At 50.5% G+C, this 5,852-nt stretch carries 5 protein-coding genes; 4 read left to right on the top strand and 1 reads right to left on the bottom strand.

The window, feature by feature from the left end:
• Nucleotides 1-2,122, top strand: a 2,122-nt coding sequence (locus HKN79_03155; protein NNC82550.1) for a TonB-dependent receptor, incomplete at its 5' end; no start/stop codon positions are given.
• 32 nt (nt 2,123-2,154) lie between these two features.
• Here the strand turns inward: HKN79_03155 and HKN79_03150 are convergent.
• Nucleotides 2,155-4,086, bottom strand: a complete 1,932-nt coding sequence (locus tag HKN79_03150; protein ID NNC82549.1) for a T9SS type B sorting domain-containing protein — start codon at nt 4,084-4,086, stop codon at nt 2,155-2,157.
• A gap of 117 nt (nt 4,087-4,203) precedes the next feature.
• Here HKN79_03150 and HKN79_03145 point away from each other — a divergent pair, with 117 nt between their 5' ends.
• The 3 genes from HKN79_03145 to HKN79_03135 form a co-directional block, all read left to right on the top strand.
• Nucleotides 4,204-4,497 carry a hypothetical protein gene (locus tag HKN79_03145; GenBank protein ID NNC82548.1) on the top strand — a complete coding sequence of 98 codons (294 nt, stop codon included), beginning with the start codon at nt 4,204-4,206 and terminating at the stop codon, nt 4,495-4,497.
• Entirely contained in the window at nt 4,494-4,892 is a 399-nt protein-coding gene (locus HKN79_03140; protein ID NNC82547.1) for a hypothetical protein, read from the top strand. Before HKN79_03145 ends, HKN79_03140 begins: the two co-directional genes overlap by 4 nt.
• Nucleotides 4,861-5,852 (top strand): aminotransferase class I/II-fold pyridoxal phosphate-dependent enzyme (locus HKN79_03135; GenBank protein NNC82546.1); only part of this gene is annotated, 992 nt, incomplete at its 3' end. The genes HKN79_03140 and HKN79_03135, both read left to right, overlap by 32 nt.

Raw genomic sequence — 5,852 nt, 5'->3', positions numbered from 1 at the left:
AGAAGAAGAGAAACAGATCCCTCTACCGGGGGCCAATATCCTATGGGCAGGTACGTCCACAGGCACAGCTACTGATAGTCAAGGGAGATTTGAATTGGAGCGTGTGTCGAACAGTGACCTTTTGGTGGTCAGCTTTACCGGTTATCTTACGGATACGGTGAAGTATGAAGGGCAGGACGATATGCAGATTGCATTGACCACCGGAGTGGCCCTGGATGCAGTGGATGTCGTCAGCCGAGAGAAGACCACTTCTCTCTCCCTACTGGACCCGCTCAATGTACAACGCATGGATGGCGAGGAACTACGAAAAGCCGCTTGCTGCAATCTCAGCGAGAGTTTTGAGACCAATGCCAGTGTAGATGCTTCATTCACCGATGCTATCACCGGAACACGTCAGATCAAAATGCTCGGTCTCAGTGGAAGATACAGTCAGATACTGAGGGACAACATCCCCAATGTCAGAGGCTTGAGTACAATCTACGGCCTAGGATACATCCCGGGCGATTGGATCGAAGACATCCATATATCCAAAGGAGCCGGAAGCGTAACCAGTGGCTTTGAAAGCATGACCGGAGAGATAAATGTAGCTCTGAAAGATGCCTATATGGAGGAGAAGGCCCATTTCAACCTCTATGGTAACCAGGGTGGTCGATTGGAGTTCAATGGTCTCGGTCGATGGAAAGTCTCCGATACATGGAGCACCATCGCCATGGGGCATGCCGAATTGAATCAGACAGTCACCGATAGGAATGACGATGGCTTCTACGATAATCCCCAAAAGCAGGATTTCGTTTTGAGGAACCAATGGAGATTCCAATCGGATGACCACTGGGAAGGTCAATATTCATTGGATTATCTGGAGCAGCATCAGCAATCCGGACAGATCAGTGCTATTGATGAGAACGGAGAGCTCTGGCGCATGCATTTGGATGCTGAGAGATTGGAAGCCACGGCCAAGACCGGATACGTATTCGATGATTTCTGGGGATCCTCCTTCGGTTCACAGTTCTCCTATCTGAAGTACGACATGGATCTGGAGGCCGGGCTTCAACAATTCATTGGGAGCCAAGAGACCTTCAGAGGGAATCTTTTGTATGCCACCAATCTCGGCTGTAAAAGCCGTGCGCTCACGGTAGGTACCACTCTTCTCCATGAACGCTATGAGCAGCATCTGGATACCATCGACATGGACCGCACCGAGACGGTGATCGGGGCCTATGCGGAGTTCACTTGGAATCCGAATGAACGGCTCTCCACCATCCTCGGAATGCGTGCTGATGAGCACAATCTCTTCGGCACCATGCTGAGTCCGCGATTCCATCTGAGATATAGTCTGAGCGAATCCCTATCGGCCAAGATGGCCGTGGGTAGAGGATACCGTACGGCCAATCCCGTGACCGATAATCTCGGCCTCCTAGCGAGTAACCGCGAATGGATCATCGAGTCACCGTTGGTGCAAGAATCCGCTTGGAATCTAGGCGTGAACCTTACCTACAAGTTCAAGATCGACTATCGGGAAGCAAGCCTAGCTGCGGATGCCTATTCCACACGCTTCGATGAGGCCTTGGTGGTCGACCAAGAAACACCTGGGCTCGTACAGATCTACGCACTCGATGGAGAGCGTTTTTCGAATTCTGCACAAGTAGAATTCAGCTGGGAGATGATGCGCAGGACGGACATCCGACTCGCCTATCGCTATACCGATGCCCAGACCGATTTCGAACAAGGTAGACTCCTCCAACCATTCACTCCTGAGCACAGAGGATTCTTCAACTTGGGATTTGAGACCAAAGAGACGGACAAAGGCGCTCAATGGAAGATGGATGGCACCCTGCAGTATATCGGAGAACAACGGCTCCCCAGATTGGAACCGGCAACTCAGAATCCCATAGAGCCTTACTACCATTCTCCCGATTTCCTGCAATTGCACGGCCAGATCACGCGTGTATTCAGAAAGGGACTCGAAGCATATCTCGGTGTGGAGAATCTAGGGGATTACAGACAAGGAAATCCCATTCAGAGCTCGGATGACCCCTTCAGCGACACCTTTGACGGCTCGCAGATCTGGGGACCGGTATTCGGTCGGATGACCTATCTCGGCCTGCGGTGGACGCTTTATTGATACAGATGTGAAATCTAGTTGCAGGGCCTATCCTATCGGATCATGGTGATGGTACCTCTACGCAATTCCTTGCCCGATGCACTGATGGGTTGAGCGGAGAGCACGTAGTGAAAGGTCTGCACGCTTGGATAATACTCTCCATCAGCCACTTCTCCCAACCAAGCCTGTTGGGGATCATCGGTCTCGAAGACCACATTGCCCCATCGGTCATAGATGGTCAAGCGGTATTTGTCCCTGACAAAACCATCCAAGACTGGGAGAAAGGTGTCGTTGATCCCATCTCCATTTGGAGAGAAGCTATTGGGTATGTAGGCCACGAATTCTGCTAACAGCCGAATCTGAAGCTGGGTCTCACTCATACAGCCAGCGCTGTCTGTGATCTGCAGCATGACATCATAGTATCCGGGTATGGGATTGTCGAATCGGTAGCTCAGCGTATCCCCTTCCATAGTGTAATAATTTGAAGGATGGCCGATGAACCACTCGACTTCAGCAGCTCCTTCGGTCAAGTTGTACAGATCGAAGACCGGATCGAATATGCTTGCCTGTAGAGGGTCTACCCGCATCTCAGCATCCAAGGGTGAGGTCACCCCTACCTGAATACTCGCAGTAGCCTCGCAATTGTTTCCACTGCTCACCACTACATTATATTCTCCTTCACAGACATCTAAGAACTCACCATCAGGAGAGCTATTGATACCGCCATCTATGCTGTAGGTCAGAGCTGTATTGGACCCAATGCTGATCGTACCCGTACAGCCAAACCCACAAGTCACGGGAGTACTCGTGAGTGAGGTGATCACGGGTGGGTCGGGCTGTCCGACAGTAATGTCGACTTGATCCGTACAGAAATCGGAATCCGTCACTGTAAGCGTATACATACCGGGCGCAAGTCCATTGAAGATCGGAGTGGCCTGACTGATGCCGCTCAGGTCATAGGTGATCGGAGCAGTAGCATTGAGCACCGTGCTTGCATCTACTTGACCATTATCGGCATCGCAATCTGCATCGATCACCTGAGGGATCGCCTCTATCGGTACACTGGAGAATTCGAAATCCAAGTCCTCCAGTTCTACTTCATTCCCGCAGGCATCGAATACATTACCTATATCGTTGATAATATTGAGTGTATAGGCCTCCAGACCATCTTCAGGAACAATATTCTCATCGAAGACCAAGGTGATTCCTACTATCAGTCCTTCATCAGATGTGCATTCCGATTCATAGGAGGAGGCGGTGAGAGCCGTTCCGGATTGATCGACCAGTTCCCAACTGACATTGTCCAATGAGGAACAGACCACATTCTCATTGAAGATGACATCTATGGTATTGTCACAGTGCATTTCTGCTGAGGCTATCTGAGGGCCTTGATCATCATAGATGCTCGCAGTCGTGTTAGTGAGGTCCAGGGTGTAGCCCGTGGGTGTGCCGCTCCAATCCATGACCACAAGAGCGTAGACTTCCCCTGCTGAGACAGGAAGGTCGGCATTGAAGGGCGGCCCATTGGTGTTGCCGGGACCGTTGCTGTTACCCGTACCTCCATTGGCCGAGCTGATGCCTGTCGGTCCATTGTTTCCGAATTCCCCATAGCTGTTGCAACTGACTTCCAGACTGGCATCCGTAGCGATATCTGCACAGCTGGCATCGGTGAGGTTGAATAGGGCCCAATCATAATCATCAGACTCTTCTACTGGTGTAAGGATGAAGCTGAAGAGACCATCTTCTTGGATAGTAAAGGTGTACCAGACCGAATTGGTCTCTTGGAAATTACACCCTAGGCCCAGGCCCAATTCACTCGGGTAATTCCCTTCTCCCGAATAGGCATTGTCCTGCACGTAGATGTCTTCACATATAGGGATAGCCCCCAGACAATCTTGGTCGGTCGGGGTCTGACCTACCATCTCTTGGTCTACTGCTGAAAGCGCTATCAGAGCAAGAAAGCAAGATGTAATGCGAAGACCCATGCCGATAAAACTAATGCATTGCTAGCGAATCGGCTCATCTCCCTTTTACCATTCTGGTCATGCTGAGAGAAGCGCTTGCACACTTATTCCGTGCAGAGATGCTCTACATTTGTGCTCATGTCTATCCAACGAAGGTGCCCCGATTGCAACACGTGGAATGCTGGAGGCAGTCACTGCCAAACCTGTGGAAAGATACTCGACCCCGAGCTTCTCAGAGAAGAAGCCGACTTGAGACGATCGCAAGAAAAAGCCCCAGCTGCAGGTCACTTACTCGACACCTTCTTTGATCGTATGAAGAACTCGGACTGGCTGATCATCAGAGGGCTATATTGGCTCGGATATTCTGTCTGGTTCGTCTTCTTCAGCATCATCTCCTTCTTCATGTTCCTCATTGCTTGGACTCCCGGATGACCCGATCAGGCAGGATCATACTCGGACTATTGACATTGATCTACAGCGTCCATTTACTGGTCCGGTTCTCTGAGCACTCGAGTCCAGAGTGGATCAACTCCTATCTAGGCGATCTGTTGTGCATGCCCATACTACTGAGTTTCACATTGCTCGTGTTACGTTATGTCACCCGATTGCCGCGCTTTGTTCTCGGCCCTATGCACATACTCGTCAGTGTGATATATGTCAGTCTGGTCTTCGAGTGGCTACTCCCCCACTGCTTTTATAGATACACATCGGATCCTATCGATGTCGGAATGTATGTCCTCGGAGCGCGCATTTACCTGCTCTTGCAGGAGAATCTTTTTCTTAGCTTAAGGCCCGATGGCAATTCCTTTACAAAGTCGACTACCTGAGGTCGGGACCACCATTTTTACAGTGATGAGTGCCTTGGCCAATGCCCATGAGGCCGTCAATCTATCGCAAGGTTTTCCGGATTTCGATTGCTCTTCCCGTTTAAAAGAACTGGTGACACACCATATGAAAGCGGGGCATAATCAATACGCACCCATGCCGGGTGTGCCTGCTCTTCGCGAACAATTGGTACGAAAATTCGAGCAGCAGCATGGTCACGCGTATGATTCTGAGAAAGAGGTCACCGTCACCGCAGGGGCGACTCAGGCCATTTTCACAGCAATACTCGCCCTGGTGCATCCCGGAGATGAGGTGATCATCATAGAGCCTGCCTATGACTGTTATGCCCCGGCCATCCATATGGCTGGTGGCAAGGTGATACGGGTCCCTTTGGATATCAGAGGCCGTGATATGGATACTTCGCTCATTGCAGCTGCATTGACTGAGCAGACCCGATTGATCATCATCAACAGCCCCCATAATCCGACAGGTGTCTGTTTCTCAGAATCTTCGATGCAGAGTCTTGAGCGCCTCTTGGCTGATACGGATGTGATGGTGCTGAGTGACGAGGTATATGAGCATATCGTCTTTGATGACAAGGTCCACTATGGACTTGCCAAATATCCAGGACTGAGAGAGCGGGGTGTGGTGGTATCTTCTTTTGGTAAGACCTATCACAATACAGGTTGGAAACTGGGTTATTGCTTTGCACCTGAGGATTTGATGACAGAATTCAGAAAGGTTCATCAATTCAATGTATTCAGTGTCAATAGGCCTATGCAGCACGCCTTTTCCGATCTATTGGCCGAAGAACGGTCCTATGACGACCTGAGTGCCTTCTACCAAGAGAAACGCGATTTCTTCTGCCGTGCAGTCGCTGGTTCGCGATTCGATTTCACAGCGTCCGAGGGCACCTATTTCCAGCTCTTGGACTATGGTAGTATCGCTCAAGAACCGGATGT

The organism is Flavobacteriales bacterium (genome assembly GCA_013001705.1).
GTDB lineage: Bacteria > Bacteroidota > Bacteroidia > Flavobacteriales_D > JABDKJ01 > JABDLZ01.
This window is presented reverse-complemented; position numbering and strand designations above follow the sequence as displayed.